We start from the raw sequence: 19,984 nt of genomic DNA on the forward strand, positions 1-19,984 counted from the left end.
AAATCGGCCGGCTGACGCTGCAGGGCAGCAGCGAGGTGTACTCGCTGGGCCAGCTGGCGCTGGCCTGGCTGGAGCGGCCCGAGGGCCATCGCAATCTGGAGGTGGTGGCCAATGCGCTGCAGGCCATTTGCGGGGCTGCGCAGCGGATGGAGGAGCTGGTGGAGGACGAGGTGAGCTACGTGCATTGCCTGCAGGAAGACCCGGCGTATCTGCGGCGAATGGCGGCTGCTGCGGTGGCGTTCCAGCGCTGATTCAGGCTTTCTTGTGACAGGCCTGCCGGGGCATTGCGCCCCGGGTTTCTGCAAATCAATCCAGGTCAGTTAGTTTCTTGAACCTTCCTGATTTATCCCATCCCCGGCCCTTCTCGCAGGAGACCTGTGCATATCCAAGATCCTTTCTTAGGATGATGTCTTCGCTGATGGCACATATTTCTCCTTTTTCCAACACGAAGGCGACAATCAATGGATGATTGTTGTTTTTATAAATATCCACGGTATCCATTGCCTCCCATTGGCCCGTTGGCTCATAACTGCAGGCGGTCAATGCTATTGCGGAGATGATTCTGGTAGTGTTGGTGATTATTCTCATTAAATAATCTCCCTAAGGTTGGTTCTATTGTTTTGACTATTCAATTTCGAACTGACTTCATGCACTTTTGTCTGATTTTTGAGTGACCGCTATATTTTTTTGATGGCTGCCCAGGTATAGCATCCTATTCACTCAATTTCTTGAATTTTCCTGTTATCTCCCATCCACTCCCCTTTGCGCATGAGACCTGTAAATAGCCCAAGTCTTTTCTGATAACGGGTTTTTTACTTACAGCGCAAATCTCACCTTTTTCTATAACGAATGCAATTTTCAACGGATGGTCATTTGTAGTGTAGACATACAAATCTTCTGTTGCTTCCCATTGCCCTGCCGGCATGTATTCGTCGGGGTTGCTGCATGCGCTCAGTATGGTGGCAATGCAGGCTGTTGCATATGCTGCGAAAGCTCTTGATTTCATGGATTCTTCTGGTAATTTATTCTTCTCAAAATTCTATTGGATCTTGAGATTATGATCAATAACTCCTTTGGTGAAACCAGGCGGGAAGTAGATGGCGACATTTGAAACCGCGGGTCGTGTGCCAGAATCCCAACTGACTCCAATACCTCTGCAACATTGGTTGAGCAACTATTTTCGGTAAGGCTGTACGGTTTTTGAGCAGCAACCCGCTTTTCAAGTTCTGCTTTGATTTTCGTCTTTTCCTCGCGAGACACTCTCAGCACCAAGCCAGTGACATCTCTTTTGACGGTTGCCAAATTCGATGAAAGATATTGCTCGCGCTCCAGTACAGCATATCTTGTTGGAGCCTGACTGTAGGTCTTTCCATCAATATCGATTGCAGCATGTCCCCACTGTGATCCCGGCCTGGTGAGAAGTGCGTCGTAAATGAACACCTCGATCGTAGGCTCCTCGATCATCGGCTCCGACCCCATGAATTGCGCCATACGCCGTTCATAGCCAAAGATTGCCGGAGGCTGGGCCAGCAGTTCGAACATGCGGGTCGCTGGTGCAATCCGGCCCTGGGTCATGACGGGCGAGCCGGACAGTTGCTGAAAGGTGGCGATCGAGCGCTCCAGCGCCCGGGACCATCTGCCGTCCTCGCGCAGCAGTTTGCGGCAGGGATCGCGCTGCATATGTCCGTTGAGCAATTGCTGGACAGTGAACACGTCTTTGGGATGATTCATTGCCGCCCGCCCCACGGGACCGGAAATTCTTGCAGTTGTTGCCATGGTCTCCCTCCGGTATGGACGCCGGCCGGCTGAAGCCGGCTCTCACGTTGGGGAAGATGCTATGCAAGGCCCTGGTGCAATGGACGGTGCGGTCTGCACTTTCGCGCACGAGAATTGACTGTGGGCGCAATGACGAATGAAAAAACGCCATCCGCATCGTTTTGTTGCGGATGGCGTCAGTGATGAAAGCAGTCGCCAGCACCTGGCGGCTGCTTTGGGTCCAGCCTCAGGCCAGCGTATACGCCGTCTTCACCGTCGTATAGAACTCCTGCGCATAGCGGCCCTGTTCGCGCGGGCCGTAGCTGCTGCCTTTGCGGCCGCCGAAGGGCACGTGGTAGTCCACGCCGGCCGTGGGAAGGTTGACCATGACCATGCCGGCCTGGCTGTGGCGCTTGAAGTGGGTGGCGTGCTTGAGGCTGGTGGTGGCAATGCCTGCGGCCAGGCCGAAGGGCGTGTCGTTGGCCACGGCCAGGGCTTCCTCGTAGTCCTTCACGCGGATGACGCTGGCCACGGGGCCGAAGACTTCCTCGCGGTTGATGCGCATGGCGGCCTGGGTGTCCACGAACAGGGTGGGCGCCATGTAGTAGCCCTGGTTGCCGCTGCCGGTGTGGCAGGCGGCGGCTGCGCCGCCCGCAGCCAGCACGGCACCTTCGGCCTTGGCGATTTCCACGTAGCTCAGGTCCTGCTCCAGCTGGGCCTGGCTGACCACGGGGCCCATGTCGGTGCCTGCGGCGCGGGCGTCGCCCACCTTGATCCTGGCCATGCGGGCCTGCAGGGCCTCGATGAAGGCGGGGTAGATCCTGTCGGTGACGATGAGGCGGCTCGATGCCGTGCAGCGCTGGCCCGTGGAGTAGAAGCCGCTTTGCGCGGACAGCTCCACGGCCTGGGTGAGGTCGGCGTCGTCCAGCACGATCTGCGGGTTCTTGCCGCCCATCTCCAGCTGCACCTTCTTGCCGCTTTCCACGCAGGCGCGGGCAATGCCGCGGCCCACGCCCACGGAGCCGGTGAAGCTGATGGCGGCCACGTCGCTGTGGCGCACCAGGGCATCACCGATGACGCGGCCCGGGCCCATGACGAGGTTGAAGACACCGGCCGGAATGCCCGAGCGGTGAATGATGTCGGCCAGCGCCCAGGCGCTGCCGGGCACGAGGTCAGCAGGCTTCAGGACCACGCAGTTGCCGAAGGCCAGGGCCGGGGCGATCTTCCAGGCGGGAATGGCGATGGGGAAGTTCCACGGCGTGATCAGGCCCACCACGCCGACGGGCTCGCGCGTGATTTCCACGCCGATGCCGGGGCGCACGGAGGGCAGGGTTTCGCCGGCCAGGCGCAGGCATTCACCCGCGAAGAACTTGAAGATCTGGCCTGCGCGGCCGACTTCGCCAATGGCTTCGGGGCGGGTCTTGCCTTCCTCGCGCGCCAGCAGGTCGCCCAGCTCTTCCTTGCGGGCCAGGATTTCGTTGCCTATCTTGTCCAGGGCGTCGTGGCGGGCCTGGATGCCCGAGGTGCTCCAGGCGGGGAAGGCCGCGGCTGCCGCGGCGATGGCGGCTTCCACATCGGCGGCATTGCCCTGGGCGTACTCGCCGATCACATCGGACAGGTCGCTGGGGTTGGTGTTGGCGCTGTAGCCGTCGGCGGCCTTCCATTGGCCGTTGATGAGGTTGTCGTAGCGGGACATGAGGTGCTCCGGGAAAGGGGTAACGGAAGGAAGGGGTCAGCGGACCATGCAGGGGCGCTTGTTGTCGAAGGTCCAGCCGGGAATCAGGTACTGCATGGCCATGGCGTCATTGCGCGCGCCCAGGCCGTGCTCCAGGTACAGGGCGTTGGCGCGCTGCAGCGCGGCGCGGTCCACGGTGACGCCCAGGCCCGGGGTCTTGGGCACCTCGACGAAGCCGCCCTTGATCTGCAGCGGGTTCTGGGTGAGGTACTGGCCGTCCTGCCAGATCCAGTGCGTGTCGATGGCCGTGACCTTGCCGGGCACGGCGGCGGCCACGTGGGTGAACATGGCCAGCGAGATGTCGAAGTGGTTGTTGGAGTGCGATCCCCAGGTCAGGCCCCAGTCGCGGCAGGTCTGGCCCACGCGCACGGAGCCGGCCATGGTCCAGAAATGCGGGTCGGCCAGGGGGATGTCCACGGACTGCAGCGACAGCGCATGCACCATCTGGCGCCAGTCGGTGGCGATCATGTTGGTGGCCGTGGGCAGGCCGGTGGCGCGGCGGAATTCGGCCATGACTTCGCGGCCCGAGAAGCCGTTCTCGGCGCCGCAGGGATCTTCGGCATAGGCGAGCACGCCGTGCATGTCGCGCATGAGGCGGATGGCGTCCTTGAGCAGCCAGCCGCCGTTGGGGTCCAGCGTGACGCGCGCCTGCGGAAAGCGCCTGGCCAGCGCGGTGACGGCCTCCACCTCCTGCTCGCCGGCCAGCACGCCGCCCTTGAGCTTGAAGTCGTTGAAGCCGTAGCGCGCGTGCGCCGCCTCGGCCTGGCGCACGATGGCGGCCGGGTCCATGGCGGTCATGTGGCGCACCTGCGTCCAGTCGTCGCTGCCGCTTTGGTCTTCGCCGGGCTGGACGTAGGGCAGGTCGGTCCTGTCGGTGGGGCCGGTGAAGAACAGGTAGCCCAGCATCTCCACGCGGTCGCGCTGCTGGCCTTCGCCCAGCAGGGCCGCCACGGGCACGCCCAGGTGCTGGCCCAGCAGGTCCAGCAGCGCCGATTCCACGGCGGTGACGGCATGCACGGCAATGCGCAGATCGAAGGTCTGCAGGCCGCGCCCGCCCGTGTCGCGGCCGGCCAGGGCCTGCTGCAGGTTCTGCAGCAGCTTCAGGTGGTTGCCCACGGACTGGCCGATGAGCAGCGCCTTGCTGTCCTCCAGCGCCTGGCGTATGCCTTCGCCGCCAGGCACCTCGCCCACACCGGTGTGGCCCGCGCTGTCGTGCACGAGCACGATGTTGCGCGTGAAGTAGGGCGCATGCGCGCCGCTGAGGTTCATGAGCATGCCGTCGCGGCCGGCGACGGGAATGACTTCGATCTCGGTGATGGTCGGGGTGGAGGACATGGCGTGCTCTTGGATCGTTTGGATCGGTCTCTGGGAAAAAAGGCTATGCGGCGGCAGTGGCCGCCTGCTGCGCGGCGGACCACGGCACCTCGGCCTCGGGCCGGCCCGTGGCGATGAACTGCGCCAGGTTGCGCAGCACGAGGTCGGCCATGGCGCGGCGGGTTTCATGCGTGCCGCTGGCGATGTGGGGCGCAAGCACCACGTTGTCCTGCGACAGCAGCTCGGCATGGGGGCGTGGCTCGTCCTCGAACACATCCAGGCCCGCGCCTGCGATGCGGCCCTGCTGCAGGGCCTGGACCAGTGCGGCCTCGTCGACCACGCTGCCGCGCGCCACGTTGATCAGAAAGCCCTGCGGGCCCAGCGCGTCCAGCACCTCGGCGTTGACCAGGTGCTGCGTGCCGTCGCCGCCTGCGGCCGTGATGACGAGGAAGTCGCTCCAGCGTGCGAGTTCGAGCAGCGAGGGCTGGTAGAGGTGGGGCGATCCCACGACCGGGCGGCGGTTGTGATAGGCCACCTCCATGTCGAAGCCGGCCGCGCGGCGCGCCACGGTGGAGCCGATGCGGCCCATGCCGAAGATGCCCAGGCGCTTGCCGCTGGCGCGCGTGCGGATGCCGAAGCGGCCTCGGCTCCAGTCGCCCCGGCGCACGAAGCGGTCGGACTCGCTCAGGCCACGCGCCGCATCCAGCAGCAGGGCAAAGGCCATGTCGGCCACGCAGTCGTCCAGCACGCCGGGCGTGTAGCCCACGCGGGCGCCCTGGCGCAGCAGGGACTCGCGGTCCAGCGCGTCAAAGCCCACGCCGAAGCTGCTCACGAAGCGCAGCCTGGGCAGGGCCTGCACCACGCTCGCGGGCACGCCCATGGCGGCCGAGGTGACCAGGTATTCGAACTGCGCGCCGTGCTCGGCGAGGAAGCGCTCGCGGTCGGGCTGCTCGGACAGCAGCGTCACCTCATAGGCCTGGGCCAGTTCGGCATCGAGCTGGGGCAGCGGCATCTTGCCGAACTGTAGAACGCGTGGACGGGAGGTCGCCATGCCTTGGAATCCTTGGAACTTGCAGGGGCTGGAAGCCCCGGTGAAAAGGGCCTGCGTGGTGGCAGGCCTGCGGAGATGACCAGAGGCCAACCCGGATTTATCTCAGCTATCCCCTGTGCTCAATGTAGAAAAATCTGTTCAAAACTGGCGCACTCCAACATCAGGGACGCCGAGCAAGAGCCGCCTCGCGGCGAGGGCGTCGTCCCCCTCCCTTGCGAAGCAAGTAGAGAGGGGGAAGGCGCGAAGCGACTCAGGGGGTGCCTCATTTCAATCAGCGGTGATTTTTCGGGTCTGAATCAGCTGCTTCCAGCGCTCCGATTCCTGGGCCTGGTAGCGCGTGAATTCCTCGGGCGTGTTGCCCACGATCTCCAGGCCCTGCTCCACGAAGCGCTTGCGGATGTCGGGCTGCTGCACGGAGGCGATGGCGGCCTTGGCCAGCTTGGCCTTCACATCGGCGGGCAGTCCCTTGGGCGCGGCCAGGCCTTGCCAGGAGTAGACCTCGGCACCCTTGACGCCGGCCTCGGCCAGCGTGGGCACATCGGGCAGCACGGGCGAGCGCTGGCTGCCGGTCACGGCGATCGCATGCAGCTTGCCGCTGCGCAGATGGGGCAGCACGGCGTTGACGTTCTGGAACGAGAAGTCCACCTGGCCACCGATCAGGTCGGTGATGGCCGGGGCGCCGCCCTTGTAGGGCACGTGCATGCCTTCGGTGCCGCTTTGCTGCCAGAACAGCTCGGCCGACAGATGGTCCGAGGAGCCGTTGCCCGAACTCGCGAAGCTGATCTTGCCGGGGTTGGCTTTGAGCGCGGCGATGACCTCGGCCACGGTGCGGGCCTTCTGCGCGGGGCTGGCCACGAGCACGTTGGGCGCCTGCACGGGGATGGTGATGTAGTCGAAGTCCTTGCCTGCGTCATAGGGCACGTTCTTGACCAGGTGCGGCGTGACCACGAAGGGGCCCAGCGAGGCCACCAGCAGCGTGTAGCCATCGGCCGGTGCGCGCTTGACGGCGCCCGCGCCGATGGTGCCGGTGGCGCCCGGGCGGTTTTCCACCACGAAGGGCTTGCCCAGCTGCTCGCCCATGCTCAGGGCCATGGCGCGCGCCACGGTGTCGGTGGAGCCTCCGGCCGGGAAGGGCACGATGATGTTGACGGCCTTGTCCGGAAAGCTGCCGGCCGCCTGCGCCGTGAGGGCCAGTGCGGCACCCAGCGTGATCAGAATCTTCTTCATGTTCTTGTCTCCTGGGGGGCGCAAGGGCCGGACTGGCCCCTGCGTCCGGTCTTGTGGCTTATTGCGGGCCGAGCTTGTCGATCAGGGCCTTGAGCTCTTCCAGCTCGGAGGGCTTGAGGTCCGTCAGCGGGGCGCGCACGGGGCCTGCGTCGTGGCCGACCAGCTTGGCGCCGGCCTTGATGATGCTCACGCCGTAGCCTTCGACGCGGTTGCGGATCTTCAGGTAGGGCATGAAGAATTCCTTGAGCAGCTTGTGCTGCGTGGCCGTGTCGTCGGTGCGCACGGCTTCGTAGAACGCCATCGCCGTCTTGGGGATGAAGTTGAAGACGGCTGAGGAGTACACCGGCGTGCCCAGGGCCTTGTAGGCGGCCGCATAGACCTCGGCCGTGGGCAGGCCGCCCAGGTAGGCGAAGCGGTCGCCCATCTTCATGAAGATGGCGGACATGGTCTCGATGTTGCCCATGCCGTCCTTGAAGCCCACCAGGTTGGGGCAGCGCTCGGCCAGGATGGCCAGCGATTCGGGCGTGAAGCGGGTGCGGTCGCGGTTGTAGACGATGACGCCGAACTTCACGCTCTTGCAGACCTGCTCCACATGGGCGATCAGGCCTTCCTGGCCGGCTTCGGTCAGGTAGTGGGGCAGCAGCAGGACGCCGTGGGCGCCCAGGCGCTCCGCTTCCTGGGCATGGGCAATGGCCGTGCGCGTGGGGCCGCCGGCGCCCGCGATGATGGGCACCTTGCCGCGGCAGGTGTCCACCGCGGTCTTGATGATCTGGCCGTATTCCTCGCCGTACAGCGAGAAGTACTCGCCCGTGCCGCCGGCCGCGAACAGCGCGCTGGCGCCGTAGGGGGCCAGCCATTCGAGGCGGGCCGCATAGCCCTTGGCATTGAAGTTGCCGTTGCTGTCGAAGTCCGTCACGGGGAAGGACAGCAGGCCGGAACTCATCACGTCTTTGAGGTCTTGGGGGGTCATGGTGCTCTCGGGAATAAGGGTGGGGAAGAAAGAAAAAGGGGTGGAATCAGTCGAGCTTCAAACCGGCTGTTTGAACCACTTTTTGCCAGCGCTGGCGCTCGGTGGTCAGGAAGCGCGCGGTCTCGGCAGGGTTCATGGTCACGACCTCGGCGCCCTGGCCCGTGAGGCGGGCGCGCACCTCGGGCGAGCGGATGGCGGTGATCAGGGCCTCATGCAGGCGTTGGACCACGGCCTCGGGCGTCTTGGCCGGAACGACCACGCCTTGCCAGGTGCCGGTCTCGAAGCCGGGCACGCCCTGCTCGGCGATGGTGGGCACGTTGGCGGCCAGCGGCATGCGTGTGCCCTTGGACAGGCCCAGCAGCTTGAGCTTGCCGCTTTGCACATGGGGGTAGGTGGCCAGCATGCCGTTCATCAGCACCTGGGTCTGGCCTGCCACCGTGTCCTGGATGGACTGCACGCCGCCCTTGTAGGGCACGTATTCCCAGCGGGCGCCCGTGGCGCGCGCCAGTTCCACGCCGGCCAGGTGCGGGGCGCTGCCCGTGGCGGTGACGGCAAAGCTCAGGTCTTCCTTCTTGGACAGGGCCACCAGCTCCTGCAGGTTGTTGGCCGGCACCGAGGGGTGGACCACCAGCAGATGGGGCGAGTAGGCCAGCATGGCCGTGCCGCGCAGGTCCCGGGACAGGTCGAAGGACAGCTTGGTGTAGAGCGAGGGCGAGATGGCCAGCGCACCCAGGTCGCACAGCATCAGCGTGTGGCCGTCGGGCTGGGCCTTGGCCACCATGTCGGCGCCCAGGTTGCCGTTGGCGCCGGGCTTGTTCTCGATGACCACGGGCTGCTTGAGTTCTGCCGACAGCAGCGGGCCGATGGCGCGCGCAATGATGTCCGAGCTGCCACCGGGCGGGTAGGGCACCACCAGGCGCAGCGGGCGCGTGGGCCAGTTGCTCTGGGCCAGCGCACCGGCGCCGGTGGCCACGAGGGCGGTGGCGCCAGCGGCGCGCAGGAACTGCTTTCGGCTCAGGGTCATGCTCTTGTCTCCAGGTTTTATGTTGTCAGTTGTCGTACAACTGAAGTCGATTTTTAACCGAGATCTGCAAGCAGTGATAAAGGGTTTTCCCTTGGTTGTCTGAATTCCCGTGGCAAAGCCATTGGCCCCGAAAGGCCCATGGGAGCACTCAGGTGGCGCTGGTCTTTTGCGCCAGGCGCAGGCGCTCGCGGCTGTTGGTCAGGTGGATGCGCATGGCCGCGCGGGCCGAGTCGGCGTCCTGGCGCTCGATGGCGGCGAGGATTTCCTCATGCTCGCGGTTGACGCGGCGCAGGTAGTCGGGGTCGCGCTGGGGCTGGTGGATGGAGGCGATGCGCGTGCGTGGAATCAGCTGCGCGCCGAAGTGGCGCAGGATGTCGCCGAAGTAGCGGTTGCCCGTGGCCTCGGCGATCTGGGTGTGGAAGGCCAGGTCATGGGCCACCGTGTCCTCGCCGCGCGCAAAGGCGATCTCGAAGGCCTGCAGCGCCATGCGTATGCCCTGCAGCTGCTCGGGGCTGCGGCGCAGCGCGGCCAGGCCGGCGCTTTCGGTCTCCAGGCTGATGCGCAGCTCCAGCACGGCCATCACGTCCACGGCGGCCGTCAGCTCGTCGGCATTGAGCATCAGCGTGGATGCGGGCTGGGCGGCGCGCACGAAGGTGCCTATGCCGTGGCGCGTCTCCACCAGGCCCGAGGCCTGCAGGCGCGACAGCGCCTCGCGCACCACGGTGCGGCTGACTTCGTAGGTCTGCACCAGCGACGACTCCGTGGGCAGCTTCTCGCCTTCGGCCAGCAGGCCGTTGCGGATCTTGCTCGCGAACTCGTCGAACAGCAGGGCGGCCAGATTGCGGCCGCTGCGACCGGACTTTCCTCGCAGGGGAAGCTCGATCGTTGGGGGTGATGCGGGAAATCCCTTTGCCGAACTTTCCATGGTGCTGATCATAATCGCTCCAAGTTGTACGACAACGTATCACAAGACGTCCGCGCCATCGAGTTTTTCTGATCCTCCTGAACCCGCATTCCAGATGAGCACCACCCACGCGACCCACGCGATCCGCCACATACGCATCACGCCCATTGCCTTCCGCGATCCGCCGCTGCTCAATGCGGCCGGCATCCACGAACCCTGGGCGCTGCGTTCCATCATCGAGATCGAGACGGCCTCGGGCCTGGTCGGCATCAACGAAAGCTATGGCGACCAGCCCATGCTCGATGCGCTGGCCAAGGCCGCGCCCGCTCTGGTGGGGCTGTCGCCCTGGGCGCTCAACGAGATGGAGGTCCGCGTCGCGGCCCTGGTGGCGCCGCCTGCGCTGACGGCGTCCGAATTCCTGGGCCAGCAGGTGTCGCTGGCGCCGGGCACGCATGTGTCCAAGACGGTGGCCAAGGTGGTCAGCGCCTTCGAGGTCGCCATGCTGGACCTGCAGGGCCAGATGGCGGGTGCCCCCATCGTGGACCTGCTGGGCGCCGCCGCGCGCGACAGCGTGCCGTTCTCGGCCTACCTGTTCTACAAGTACGCCGAGCACATCGACAGGCCCTATGGACCAGATTCTTCGCCCGACGCCTGGGGCGAGGCCCTGGCGCCGCAGCAGCTGGTGGAGCAGGCGCGGCGCATGATTGCGCAGTACGGTTTCCAGAGCATCAAGCTCAAGGCCGGCGCGCTGCCGCCCGAGCAGGAGGCGGCCGGCATCCTGGCGCTGGCCGATGCCTTTCCGGGCACGCCGCTGCGTATCGATCCCAATGGCAACTGGACGGTGGAGACCAGCCTGAAGATCGTGCAGCAGCTGCAGGGCGTGCTCGAGTACTACGAGGACCCGGCGCCCGGCCTGGACGGCATGGCCGCCGTGGCACGCGAGTGCGATGTGCCGCTGGCCACCAACATGGTGGTGACGGACTTTGCCGAGTTCCGCCGCAACGCCGACATGGGCTGCCCCGTGAAGATCGTGCTCAGCGACCACCACTACTGGGGCGGGCTGCGCGCCACGCAGCGCCTGTCCACGCTGTGCCGCACCTTCGACCTGGGCCTGTCCATGCACAGCAACTCGCACCTGGGCGTGAGCCTGGTGGCCATGACGCACCTGTGCGCCAGCGTGCCCCTGCTGACCTATGCCTGCGACACGCACTACCCCTGGCAGGACGAGGAAGTCGTCGAGGGCGGCCGGCTGCAGTTCGAGCAGGGCAGCCTGCGCGTGCCCACGGCGCCCGGCCTGGGTGTGCGGCTGGACCGCGAGGCCCTGGCACGCCTGCATGACAACTACCTGCACTGCGGCATTCGCAACCGCGACGACCTGGGGCAGATGCGCAAGTACGACCCCGCGTTCACCGGCCACCAGCCGCGCTTCTGAACCCGCTTTCACACCATTCCAACGACAAGCCCTTCCCGGAGACAAGCACCATGCAACGCCGCACACTCATCCAACATTCCCTCGCCAGCGCCCTGCTGCTGGGCACGGCCCTGACCGCCATGCCCGCCGCCGCGCAGGGCAACTGGCCCACGGGCAAGCCCATCACCTACCTGGTGCCGTTCCCGCCTGGCGGCAATACCGATACGCTGGCGCGCGTGATCGCCCAGCCGCTGAGTAAGGCCCTGGGCACGCCCGTGGTGATCGAGAACAAGGGCGGCGCGGGCGGCAGCGTGGGCTCGGCCATTGCGGCGCGCGCACCGGCCGATGGCTACACCATCCTGGGCGGCACCATCAGCTCGCACGCCATCAATGTGAGCCTGTACGCCAAGCTGGACTACGACCCGGTCAAGTCCTTCACGCCGGTCGCCATGCTGGGCTCGGGCCCGCTGGTGCTGGTGGTGCCGGCCTCCAGCCCCTACAAGACGCTGGCCGACGTGCTGGCCGCCAGCAAGGCCAAGGCGGCGGCGGGCGGCCTGACCTCGGCTTCGCCGGGCAGCGGCACCTCCAACCACATGGCGCTGGAGCTGCTGGGCTACCAGACGGGCGTGAAGTTCACCCACGTGCCCTACAAGGGCAGCGGCCCGGCCGTGCAGGACGTGATCGGCGGCCAGGTGGACATGATGTTCGACACCGCCCTGGTCGTCGGCCCCCATGTGCAGGCCGGCAAGCTGCGCCCCATTGCCGTGACCAGCTCGCGGCGCCTGGAGTCCCTGCCCGATGTGCCCACCATCGCCGAGGCGGGCGAGAAGGGCTTCGACATGGGCTCCTGGCAGGCCGTGTTCGCGCCCGCAGGCACGCCGGGGCCCATCGTGGAGCGGCTGCATGCGGAGATCATGAAGATCGTCGCCACGCCCGAGGTGCAGGCGCGCCTGAAGAACTTCGGCATGCTGCCTTCGCAGATGACGCCGGCCGAGCTGGGCGAGTTCCAGAAGGCCGAAGTGGTCAAGTGGGGGAAGGTGATCAAGGCTGCTGGAATAAAGGTGGAATGACCCCCTGAGGCGCTTCGCGCCTTCCCCCTTCTCGCTTCGCGGAGGGGGACAACGCCTTCGCCGCGAGGCGGCTCTTGCTCGGCGTTCCTGAGTGGGGACGTGACGGTTGCGAGGGCTGCACTCCGATTGCGACAGGCCCCTAGAAAATTGAGACATTGCCATGAGTACCCCACTTCCTCTTTCCATCCGCATGCATCCGGCCGACAACGTGGCCATCGTGGCCAATGACGGGGGGTTGCCTGCGGGCACGGTGATGCCCGGGGGCCTGGTGCTGGTCGACAAGGTGCCGCAGGCGCACAAGGTGGCGCTGGTGGACATTGCCGAGGGCGGCGAGGTGCGCCGCTACAACGTGGTGATCGGCTATGCGTTGCAGGCCATTGCCGCGGGCAGCTGGGTGCATGAGCGGCTGCTGCGCATGCCGGGGGCGCTGTCTCTTGAGGGGTTGCCCATCGCCACGGTGCAGCCGCCCGAGCTGCCGCCGCTGACGGGCTACACCTTCGAGGGCTACCGCAATGCCGATGGCACGGTGGGCACGCGCAACATCCTGGCCATCACCACAACGGTGCAGTGCGTGGCCGGGGTGCTGGATTTCGCGGTGGGCCGCATCAAGGCCGAGCTGCTGCCGCGCTATCCGAATGTGGACGATGTGGTGGGCCTGGAGCACAGCTATGGCTGCGGCGTGGCCATCGATGCCGTGGGCGCCGAGATTCCGCAGCGCACGCTGCGCAACATCAGCCACAACCCGAATTTTGGCGGCGAGGTGATGGTGGTGAGCCTGGGCTGCGAGAAGCTGCAGCCCGAGCGGCTGCTGCCGCCGGGGTCCTTCCCCATCGTCGATGAGCGCGAGCCCGCGCTGGACGTGGTCTGCCTGCAGGACGAGGCGCATGTGGGCTTCATGTCCATGGTGGACTCCATCATGGGCAGCGCCAGGGTGCATCTGGAGCGGCTGAACGCGCGCCGGCGCGAGACCGTGCCGGCCAGCGCCCTGGTGGTGGGCGTGCAGTGCGGCGGCAGCGATGCGTTCAGCGGCGTCACGGCCAATCCGGCCGTGGGCTTTTGCACCGATTTGCTGGTGCGCGCAGGCGCCACCGTGATGTTCAGCGAGGTGACCGAGGTGCGCGACGGCATCGACCAGCTCACCTCGCGCGCCTCCAGCCCCGAGGTGGCCCAGGCCATGATCGAGGAGATGGCCTGGTACGACGCCTACCTGGACAAGGGCCGCGTGGACCGCAGCGCCAACACCACGCCGGGCAACAAGAAGGGCGGCCTGTCCAACATCGTCGAGAAGGCCATGGGCTCCATCATCAAGAGCGGCACGGCGCCCATCACCGGCGTGCTGTCGCCGGGCCAGCGGCTGGCCGACCGGGGCATCCAAAGCGGCCTGGTCTATGCGGCCACGCCGGCCAGCGACTTCATCTGCGGCACGCTGCAGCTGGCCGCCGGCATGAACCTGCATGTGTTCACCACGGGCCGGGGTACGCCCTACGGCCTGGCCCAGGTGCCCGTGATCAAGGTGGCCACGCGCAGCGACCTGGCGCGGCGCTGGCATGACCTGATGGACGTGAACGCGGGCCGCATCGCCGAAGGCCAGGCCAGCATCGAGGACGTGGGCTGGGAGATGTTCCGCCTGATGCTGGACGTGGCCAGCGGCCGCAAGAAGACCTGGGCGGAGCAGTGGAAGCTGCACAACGCCCTGGTGCTGTTCAATCCAGCGCCCGTGACCTGAGCCGCGCGCACAGGCCCCTGTCGGCACAGGCTGACAGGGCGCTGGTGCGCCGCTGAGCACAATGGGGGCCATGCCCTCAGATACCCCGGAAACTCCCCCCGCCTCGTCCTGGTCCGCACGCCTGCAGCGCCTGATGGAGCTGAACCCGCTGCGCGCCATGTGGAATGCCGTGCAGCTGTGGCTGGACGCCGATGGCCTGCGCATGAGCGCGGCCATGTCCTTCTACGGCATCCTGAGCCTGGCGCCGCTGCTGCTGCTGCTGGTAGGCCTGCTGGGCTGGTGGGTGGACCGCAGCTATGTGGAGCACCAGTTGATCGACCAGGTGCAGGACGTGATCGGCGAGCGCGGTGCCCAGGTGGTGCGCGGCGCGCTGGAAAGCGCCCAGCGGCCCGACGAGGGGCGGCTGGCCTCGCTGTTCGGCTTCATCCTGCTGATGTCGGGCGCCACGGGTGTCTTCGTGGAGCTGCAGTCCGCGCTGGAAAAGCTCTGGACCTCGAACGGCGAGCCACCGCCGCCCAAGGCCGTGTGGTGGCGCATGGCTGCGCTGCGGCTGCGCGGCCTGACCTATGTGCTGGCGCTGGGCTTCTTGCTGCTGGTGTCCATGGCCCTGTCCACGGCCATCCAGCTGATCACCAACTGGGCCGGCACCAAGCTGCAGATGCAGCCGCTGGGGCCGCTGATCAGCCTGATCAACGAATGCGTGTCCTTCGGCATTGCCGTGCTGCTCTTCGTGGGGCTGATGCGCATCGGCAGCGGCCCCAAGCCCCGGCTGCGCTATCTCATCTTCGGCGCCATCGTCGGCGCCCTGCTGTTCACGCTGGGCAAGCAGGCCCTGGCCTGGTATCTGTCCACGGCGGCCGTGGTCTCGGCCTATGGCGCGGCGGGTTCGCTGGTGGTGCTGTTGATGTGGATCTATTTCTCGTCGGCCATCCTGCTGCTGTCGGCCGCCACGGCCAAGGCTTTCAGCGACGCCGAGGTGCGCTTCACCCACCCCATCCGCTGGGCGCCGCCCGCCGGTCCAGCGCAGGCCAGGGACACTTCGGACGGCAAGGGCTGAGCGGCTGCATTTCGACGAAGATGAACGCCTGCGCCGCGGCCCGCAAAGCCGCGGCGCAGGGCGTTTGGGAGTGGAACAATGCAGCGAAAGTCCCCGGGCACCGAGGCCCGGGGCCAAGGACAACATGGACCGATTGCAGACCATGCGGGTGTTTCAGACCGTGGCCGACGAGGCCGGGTTTTCGGCGGCGGCGCGTCGCCTGGACATGTCCGTGCCCACGGTCACGCGCCTGGTGGCCGACCTGGAGCAGCACCTGGGCACGCGGCTGCTGCAGCGCACCACGCGCAGCGTGTCGCTGACCGAGGCCGGCGAGGCCTATCTGGAGCGCGTGCGCGGCATCCTGGCCGATGTGGAGGATGCCTTCAGCCTGGCGCAGGCGCACACGCTGGAGCTGTCGGGCGCCGTGCGCGTGCTCACGCCGCCCGTGTTTGCCGAGCATGTGCTGGCGCCGCTGGTGGCGGACTTCCACCGCCTGCACCCGCGCATCTGCATCGAGGTCTTCGTGGAGTCGGCCAGCGAGGCCGCCGTGGGCGAGTACGACATCACCTTCCTCAACGCCGAGGAGGGCTATGACGGCAACGTGGTGGCGCGGCCCATCGTCACCACCTGCGGCCTGGCCTGCGCCTCGCCCGAGTACCTGGATGCCCATGGCGTGCCCGCCGTGCCCGAGGATCTGGCGGACCACCAGTGCCTGCTGCGCCGCCGCGCCCAGGGCCGCTCCGACGTGCTGCGCCTGCGCCGGCTCGATGGCAATGCGGGCGAGGCCGAGGTGGCCGTACAGCCCGTGCTGGTGGCCAACCACACCGGCACGCTGCTGCGTGCCACGCTGGACGGCGCGGGCATCAGCACCCAGCCGCTGGACCTGATCGCGCGCCACCTGCGTTCGGGCCGCCTGCGCCATGTGCTGCCCGAGTGGACCACGGGCCATTTCACGCTCTACGCCACCTTGCCCACGCGCAAGTTCATGCCGGCGCGCGTGCGCAGCTTCCTGGACTTCGTGGCCGAGCACACGCAGCGCTCCATGCAGGGCCTGCCCGCCAACTTGCCGGCCCTGTCCATCTGAGCGCGGCTGTCATCTAGGTTACTGGCGGGGGCCTGAGGGTCTCGGGGTTTCCCAGGTGAATTCCGCTGTGCGGAATCTTCGGGTTGATCGTGGCGCCACCCCCCTCCTAAGCTGGCCTTGCCTGTCTGCCGCATGCGTTGTCGCGCCGCGCCGGCCGGCCATGCAAAGGAGACAAGACAATGCAAGCACAGACCCTGGCCGGGCGCCGAGCCGCGCCTTTCCGCAGGAGGCGTTGAATGGACGTTTTTCTGCAGCAAGTGCTCAACGGCCTGACCCTGGGCGGCATCTACGGCCTGGTGGCCCTGGGCCTGACCCTGGTCTACGGCATCCTGCACGTGCCCAATTTCGCGCACGGCGGCTTCTACATGATCGGCGCCTTCGTGGCCTTCCAGGCCATGGTGGCCTGGAGCTGGGGCTACTGGGCGGCCATGCTGACCGCAGCCGTCGCGGTGGCGGTGCTGGGCATCGTCAGCGAGCGGCTGATCTTCCATCCGCTGCGCAAGGCCTCGCCCCTGCATCCCAAGATCGCCTCCATCGGGCTGCTGCTGTTCCTGGAGGCGGGTGCCCAGGCGCTGTGGGGCGCGGACTTCCAGCGCATGCCCACGCCCTACACCTCCATCGTGGAGATGGGCGGCATCACGGCGCCCGCGCAGCGCCTGCTGATCATCGGTGCGGCCTTTGCGCTGATGGTGGCCCTGCACCTGTTCCTGACGCGCACCATCACGGGCGCGACCATCATCGCCATGGCGCAGAACCGAGAGGGCGCATCGATGGTGGGCATCGACGCCAACCGCGTGTCCATGCTGACCTTTGCCATCTCGGGCGTGCTCGCGGCCGTGGCGGCCACGCTGTATGCGCCCATCAACCTGGTCTATCCGGCCATGGGCCACCTGGTCATCACCAAGGCTTTCGTGATCATCATCCTGGGCGGCATGGGCAGCATCCCGGGCGCCGTGCTGGGCGGACTGATCATCGGCTTTGCCGAGAGCTTCGGCGCCTACTACATCTCCACCGACTACAAGGACATCATCGCCTTCGTGCTGCTGGTGGTGATCCTGTCGCTGCGCCCGCAGGGCCTGTTCGCCAAGAGGAGTCATTGAATGAACGGATTCATCGACTCCCGCATCGCCTGGGGCCTGCTGCTGGCCGCCGGCATCGCCTTTCCCTGGCTGGCGGGCAATGACTACCACCTCACGGTGATGAGCACGGCCTACATCTTCGCCATCGCCACGCTGGGCCTGAACCTGATCACGGGCTACACGGGCCAGCTCAATCTGGCGCATGCGGGCTTCATGGCCGCGGGCGCCTATACCGTGGGTATCCTCACGGTGGACCATGGCTGGCCGTTCTGGGGCGGGCTGGTGATGTCGGGCGTGGTGTGCGCGGTGCTGGGCTACCTGATCGGCATCGTCTCGCTGCGCCTGAAGGGGCACTACTTCTCGATCTTCACGCTGTGCGTGGGCTACATCATGTTCCTCGTGATCGAGAAGTGGGAGGGCCTGACCCACGGCACGGTGGGCATCATGGGCATCCCCGCGCCCGAGGCCCTGGGCGCGCTGAGCTTCGAGTCGCCGCTGGCGCTGTACTACCTGGTGCTGGCCTTCCTCGTGGCCTCGGTCTGGGTGATGCGGCGCATCGTCCGGTCGCTGCTGGGCCGCACCTTCATGGCCATCCGCAACAGCGACGAGCTGGCCGAGGCGCTGGGCATCAACCTCATGCGCAACAAGGTGCTGGCCTTCATGCTGAGCGTGGTCTACGCGGGCGTGGCCGGCGGCCTGTACGCCGGCTTCGTGCGCTTCATCGGTCCCGACATGGCCGGCGTGCACCACACCTTCGACATGATGATCTTCGCCATGGTCGGCGGCATGGGCACGGTGCTGGGGCCGCTGCTGGGCGCCATCGGCATGCCCTGGATCACGCAGTACCTGCAGTTCCTGCAGGAGTACCGCTTCATCGTCTTCGGCCCGATTCTCGTGATGCTGGTGATCTTCATGCCCTACGGCGTGGTGGGCAGCTTCACCGCATGGCGCGCGCGCCGCAATGCCAAGGAGGGCAAGCCGCATGCTCAAGATTGACCGCCTGACCAAGACCTTCGGCGGGCTGGCCGCCGTGAGCGATGTCAGCACCGTGATCGAGGAAGGCCGCATCAACGCCATCATCGGCCCCAACGGCGCGGGCAAGACCACGTTCTTCAACCTGATCAGCTGCGTGCACAAGCCCACCTCGGGCACCATCACCTTCAACGGCCAGGACGTGACCTCGCTGCGCACCGACCAGGTGGCGAAACTGGGCGTGGCGCGCACCTTCCAGACCACGGCGCTGTTCGACCGCGCCACGGTGCTGGACAACCTCATCGTGGGCCACCGGCTGCGCACGCGGTCAGGCCTGTGGGACGTGCTGCGCGGCTCCAGCCGCCTGCGCGAGGAAGAGCGCGTGTGCCGCGAGAAGGCGCGCGACGCGCTGGACTTCGTGGGCCTGTCGCATGTGGCCGGCCGCATTGCGGGCGACATCACGCAGGAGGAGCGCAAGCGCGTGGCCTTCGCGCTGGCCCTGGCCACCGACCCGAAGCTGATGCTGCTCGACGAGCCTGCCGGCGGCGTCAACCCCGAGGAGACCGAGGGCCTGGCCGAGCTGATCCGCAAGCTGGTGCGCCATGGCATCACGGTGGCGCTGATCGAGCACAAGATGGGCATGATCATGAGCCTGGCCGACAAGATCCTGGTGCTCAGCTACGGCGAGAAGATCGCCGAGGGCACGCCCGAGGAAATCCGCCGCAACCCCGCCGTCATCGATGCCTACCTGGGGAGCGAGCATGCTGAAGTTTGAGAACGTGTCGCTGCGCTACGGCAGCTTCCTGGCGCTGGACGGGGTCAGCCTGCATGCCGACCGCGGCGAGCTGGTGGTGCTGCTGGGCGCCAACGGCGCGGGCAAGAGTTCGCTGTTCCTCACGGCCAGCGGCATCCACAAGGCCGCAGGCGGCTCCATCGTCTGGAATGGCAGGGAGCTGGCCGGCAGCAAGCCCTCGGCTATCGTGCAGTCCGGCTTGGTGCAGTGCCCCGAAGGGCGCAAGCTGTTTCCCCAGATGTCGGTGCTGCGCAACCTGCAACTGGGCGCCTACGTGCACCGCCGCGACCCCGGCCCCAGCCAGAAGACGCTGCAGGAGGTGATGGAGCTGTTTCCCATCCTGCGCGAGAAGCAGCATGACCCGGCCGGCTCGCTGTCGGGCGGCCAGCAGCAGATGGTGGCCATCGGCCGCGCCATGATGGGCCGGCCCCAGGCTCTGCTGCTGGACGAGCCCTCGCTGGGCCTGGCGCCCCTGGTCATCAAGCAGATGTTCGAGGCCATACAGCGCATCAACGCGGCCGGCACCACCGTGCTGCTGGCCGAGCAGAACGCCTATGCGGCGCTGAAGATCGCGCACCGCGCCTATGTGATGGAAAGCGGCCGCATCGTGCGCGAGGGCAAGCCGGCCGAGCTGCTGGCTGACGACTCCATCCGAAAAGCCTACATCGGTGCATGACATGACACTGCACCCCCTGAGCCGCTGCGCGGCTTCCCCCTCTCTCTCGCTTCGCGAGGGAGGGGGACGACGCCCTCGCTGCGGGGCGGCCCTTGCTCGGCGTCCCTGGTCTGGGCTGCGCCGGATTTATGCGTTGCGTCAGCAGCGATTCGTTCTT

Annotated in this window: 20 protein-coding genes; 10 read left to right on the forward strand and 10 right to left on the reverse strand. The window is 66.6% G+C overall.

From position 1 onward, the window contains the following. Positions 1–251 (forward strand): hypothetical protein (locus DA1_RS18750; protein ID WP_062794142.1); only part of this gene is annotated, 251 nt, incomplete at its 5' end. A 55-nt stretch (positions 252–306) separates the two neighbouring features. Here the strand turns inward: DA1_RS18750 and DA1_RS30540 are convergent. From DA1_RS30540 to DA1_RS18785, 10 genes are all read right to left on the reverse strand, one after another. After that, positions 307–588, reverse strand: a complete 282-nt coding sequence (locus DA1_RS30540) for a hypothetical protein (RefSeq protein WP_133073283.1) — start codon at positions 586–588, stop codon at positions 307–309. A gap of 124 nt (positions 589–712) precedes the next feature. Continuing rightward, a complete protein-coding gene (locus DA1_RS30545) occupies positions 713–1,006 on the reverse strand; it encodes a hypothetical protein (protein WP_141832854.1) in 294 nt (97 codons plus the stop codon). Then, the gene (locus tag DA1_RS30550) at positions 1,003–1,776 is read right to left on the reverse strand and encodes a hypothetical protein (protein ID WP_155294335.1); all 774 of its coding nucleotides are present in this window, start codon (positions 1,774–1,776) and stop codon (positions 1,003–1,005) included. Before DA1_RS30550 ends, DA1_RS30545 begins: the two co-directional genes overlap by 4 nt. 226 nt (positions 1,777–2,002) lie before the next feature. Further along, a complete protein-coding gene (locus DA1_RS18755; protein ID WP_034397725.1) occupies positions 2,003–3,451 on the reverse strand; it encodes an aldehyde dehydrogenase family protein in 1,449 nt (482 codons plus the stop codon). A gap of 36 nt (positions 3,452–3,487) precedes the next feature. After that, complete coding sequence (locus DA1_RS18760; RefSeq protein ID WP_034397726.1) at positions 3,488–4,825, reverse strand: enolase C-terminal domain-like protein; 1,338 nt, start codon at positions 4,823–4,825, stop codon at positions 3,488–3,490. Positions 4,826–4,868: 43 nt separating this feature from the next. Further along, positions 4,869–5,855 carry a 2-hydroxyacid dehydrogenase gene (locus tag DA1_RS18765; RefSeq protein ID WP_034397727.1) on the reverse strand — a complete coding sequence of 329 codons (987 nt, stop codon included), beginning with the start codon at positions 5,853–5,855 and terminating at the stop codon, positions 4,869–4,871. Positions 5,856–6,122: 267 nt separating this feature from the next. Beyond that, positions 6,123–7,082: a Bug family tripartite tricarboxylate transporter substrate binding protein gene (locus DA1_RS18770; protein WP_012202189.1), complete on the reverse strand. Its 960-nt coding sequence runs from the start codon at positions 7,080–7,082 to the stop codon at positions 6,123–6,125. A 58-nt stretch (positions 7,083–7,140) separates the two neighbouring features. Then, entirely contained in the window at positions 7,141–8,052 is a 912-nt protein-coding gene (gene kdgD / locus DA1_RS18775; protein WP_034397728.1) for a 5-dehydro-4-deoxyglucarate dehydratase, read from the reverse strand. A 46-nt stretch (positions 8,053–8,098) separates the two neighbouring features. Continuing rightward, positions 8,099–9,076 (reverse strand): Bug family tripartite tricarboxylate transporter substrate binding protein, encoded by a 978-nt coding sequence (locus DA1_RS18780; RefSeq protein ID WP_013800130.1) that lies wholly within the window; start codon positions 9,074–9,076, stop codon positions 8,099–8,101. 148 nt (positions 9,077–9,224) lie between these two features. Beyond that, positions 9,225–10,013, reverse strand: coding sequence for a FadR/GntR family transcriptional regulator (locus tag DA1_RS18785; protein ID WP_034397730.1), 789 nt, complete (start codon positions 10,011–10,013; stop codon positions 9,225–9,227). A gap of 82 nt (positions 10,014–10,095) precedes the next feature. Between DA1_RS18785 and DA1_RS18790 the strand changes: the two genes are divergently transcribed. From DA1_RS18790 to DA1_RS18830, 9 genes are all read left to right on the forward strand, one after another. Continuing rightward, entirely contained in the window at positions 10,096–11,412 is a 1,317-nt protein-coding gene (locus tag DA1_RS18790; protein WP_034397732.1) for a glucarate dehydratase family protein, read from the forward strand. A 50-nt stretch (positions 11,413–11,462) separates the two neighbouring features. Then, positions 11,463–12,461 carry a Bug family tripartite tricarboxylate transporter substrate binding protein gene (locus DA1_RS18795; protein ID WP_034397734.1) on the forward strand — a complete coding sequence of 333 codons (999 nt, stop codon included), beginning with the start codon at positions 11,463–11,465 and terminating at the stop codon, positions 12,459–12,461. Between the two features lie 160 nt (positions 12,462–12,621). Continuing rightward, positions 12,622–14,187 carry a galactarate dehydratase gene (gene garD, locus DA1_RS18800; protein ID WP_034397737.1) on the forward strand — a complete coding sequence of 522 codons (1,566 nt, stop codon included), beginning with the start codon at positions 12,622–12,624 and terminating at the stop codon, positions 14,185–14,187. A gap of 70 nt (positions 14,188–14,257) precedes the next feature. Then, on the forward strand, positions 14,258–15,244 hold the full coding sequence (locus DA1_RS18805; RefSeq protein WP_034397739.1) for a YihY/virulence factor BrkB family protein: 987 nt from the start codon (positions 14,258–14,260) through the stop codon (positions 15,242–15,244). Between the two features lie 124 nt (positions 15,245–15,368). Beyond that, a complete protein-coding gene (locus tag DA1_RS18810; RefSeq protein ID WP_034397741.1) occupies positions 15,369–16,307 on the forward strand; it encodes a LysR family transcriptional regulator in 939 nt (312 codons plus the stop codon). 236 nt (positions 16,308–16,543) lie between these two features. Then, positions 16,544–17,407 carry a branched-chain amino acid ABC transporter permease gene (locus tag DA1_RS18815; protein ID WP_012202199.1) on the forward strand — a complete coding sequence of 288 codons (864 nt, stop codon included), beginning with the start codon at positions 16,544–16,546 and terminating at the stop codon, positions 17,405–17,407. Continuing rightward, entirely contained in the window at positions 17,408–18,382 is a 975-nt protein-coding gene (locus tag DA1_RS18820) for a branched-chain amino acid ABC transporter permease (RefSeq protein WP_016448673.1), read from the forward strand. Further along, positions 18,369–19,133: an ABC transporter ATP-binding protein gene (locus DA1_RS18825; protein WP_034397744.1), complete on the forward strand. Its 765-nt coding sequence runs from the start codon at positions 18,369–18,371 to the stop codon at positions 19,131–19,133. The genes DA1_RS18820 and DA1_RS18825 overlap by 14 nt, the downstream gene beginning before the upstream one ends. After that, positions 19,120–19,827: an ABC transporter ATP-binding protein gene (locus tag DA1_RS18830; protein WP_034399068.1), complete on the forward strand. Its 708-nt coding sequence runs from the start codon at positions 19,120–19,122 to the stop codon at positions 19,825–19,827. The genes DA1_RS18825 and DA1_RS18830 overlap by 14 nt, the downstream gene beginning before the upstream one ends. Positions 19,828–19,984: the final 157 nt, after the last annotated feature.

The organism is Delftia acidovorans NBRC 14950 (assembly GCF_001598795.1).
Lineage (GTDB): Bacteria > Pseudomonadota > Gammaproteobacteria > Burkholderiales > Burkholderiaceae_C > Comamonas > Comamonas acidovorans.

What these genes read in the sequence shown, in the direction of transcription:
- DA1_RS18815 (WP_012202199.1), top strand. Translation starts at nt 16,544, where the DNA reads ATGGACGTTTTTCTGCAGCAAGTGCTCAACGGCCTGACCCTGGGCGGC.
- DA1_RS18765 (WP_034397727.1), bottom strand. Translation starts at nt 5,855, where the DNA reads ATGGCGACCTCCCGTCCACGCGTTCTACAGTTCGGCAAGATGCCGCTG.
- DA1_RS18795 (WP_034397734.1), top strand. Translation starts at nt 11,463, where the DNA reads ATGCAACGCCGCACACTCATCCAACATTCCCTCGCCAGCGCCCTGCTG.
- garD (WP_034397737.1), top strand. Translation starts at nt 12,622, where the DNA reads ATGAGTACCCCACTTCCTCTTTCCATCCGCATGCATCCGGCCGACAAC.
- DA1_RS18805 (WP_034397739.1), top strand. Translation starts at nt 14,258, where the DNA reads ATGCCCTCAGATACCCCGGAAACTCCCCCCGCCTCGTCCTGGTCCGCA.
- DA1_RS18755 (WP_034397725.1), bottom strand. Translation starts at nt 3,451, where the DNA reads ATGTCCCGCTACGACAACCTCATCAACGGCCAATGGAAGGCCGCCGAC.
- DA1_RS18770 (WP_012202189.1), bottom strand. Translation starts at nt 7,082, where the DNA reads ATGAAGAAGATTCTGATCACGCTGGGTGCCGCACTGGCCCTCACGGCG.
- DA1_RS18820 (WP_016448673.1), top strand. Translation starts at nt 17,408, where the DNA reads ATGAACGGATTCATCGACTCCCGCATCGCCTGGGGCCTGCTGCTGGCC.
- DA1_RS18790 (WP_034397732.1), top strand. Translation starts at nt 10,096, where the DNA reads ATGAGCACCACCCACGCGACCCACGCGATCCGCCACATACGCATCACG.
- DA1_RS18825 (WP_034397744.1), top strand. Translation starts at nt 18,369, where the DNA reads ATGCTCAAGATTGACCGCCTGACCAAGACCTTCGGCGGGCTGGCCGCC.
- DA1_RS18760 (WP_034397726.1), bottom strand. Translation starts at nt 4,825, where the DNA reads ATGTCCTCCACCCCGACCATCACCGAGATCGAAGTCATTCCCGTCGCC.
- DA1_RS18810 (WP_034397741.1), top strand. Translation starts at nt 15,369, where the DNA reads ATGGACCGATTGCAGACCATGCGGGTGTTTCAGACCGTGGCCGACGAG.
- DA1_RS30550 (WP_155294335.1), bottom strand. Translation starts at nt 1,776, where the DNA reads ATGGCAACAACTGCAAGAATTTCCGGTCCCGTGGGGCGGGCGGCAATG.
- DA1_RS18830 (WP_034399068.1), top strand. Translation starts at nt 19,120, where the DNA reads ATGCTGAAGTTTGAGAACGTGTCGCTGCGCTACGGCAGCTTCCTGGCG.
- DA1_RS18785 (WP_034397730.1), bottom strand. Translation starts at nt 10,013, where the DNA reads ATGATCAGCACCATGGAAAGTTCGGCAAAGGGATTTCCCGCATCACCC.
- kdgD (WP_034397728.1), bottom strand. Translation starts at nt 8,052, where the DNA reads ATGACCCCCCAAGACCTCAAAGACGTGATGAGTTCCGGCCTGCTGTCC.
- DA1_RS30540 (WP_133073283.1), bottom strand. Translation starts at nt 588, where the DNA reads ATGAGAATAATCACCAACACTACCAGAATCATCTCCGCAATAGCATTG.
- DA1_RS30545 (WP_141832854.1), bottom strand. Translation starts at nt 1,006, where the DNA reads ATGAAATCAAGAGCTTTCGCAGCATATGCAACAGCCTGCATTGCCACC.
- DA1_RS18780 (WP_013800130.1), bottom strand. Translation starts at nt 9,076, where the DNA reads ATGACCCTGAGCCGAAAGCAGTTCCTGCGCGCCGCTGGCGCCACCGCC.